Genomic DNA, 508 nt, shown 5'->3' with positions numbered 1-508 from the left:
GCAATGTGAAACAGCCCTTCCATCAAATCGCACAGGGTGGTGCTATCTTCGGCGAACATGCGGGCAATCCGGCGGGCATAGTCCTGATATCCAGCAACGTCTGTCCGTGCCATGTCAAAGACCTTGGCCGCCCCGTCTTCATCTTCGGGAGCGATCTGGAACACTTCACGGAAAGCCGTCACCTCATCCCGCGTCACCTGACCGTCAGCCTTGGCCATCTTGGCGCCAAGCGCCACGACAGCAATCGCAAAGGCCACCGAACGTTCTGGCGGCGTGCGCAGTTTCTCAAACACCGCAGTCAGGCTTTCGCCCTGGGCAAGCGCGTTCAGCGCGTCGGCTATTCTGGACCAGATCGACATGGGCGCACCCTAGCGTGCCTTGTCACGACTGTCAGGTGCGACAGATGACTGCGGGCCGAGTATTTTCTGCATCAGGACAAGATCCAGCCGCTGCCCCCATTTGAACCCCACTTCAGGCATGCGTCCCACCTGCTTGAAGCCAATTGCCT

Annotated in this window: 2 protein-coding genes; both read right to left on the bottom strand. The window is 59.3% G+C overall.

The features are described 5' to 3' along the window. A partial coding sequence (locus ACR0IO_RS23275) for a TerB family tellurite resistance protein (RefSeq protein WP_480745244.1) occupies positions 1-359 on the bottom strand: 359 nt, incomplete at its 3' end. Positions 360-368: 9 nt separating this feature from the next. Then, a partial coding sequence (locus ACR0IO_RS23270) for an N-acetyltransferase family protein (protein ID WP_480745246.1) occupies positions 369-508 on the bottom strand: 140 nt, incomplete at its 5' end.

It is taken from the genome of Ruegeria sp. CE12, assembly GCF_056537525.1.
This window is presented reverse-complemented; position numbering and strand designations above follow the sequence as displayed.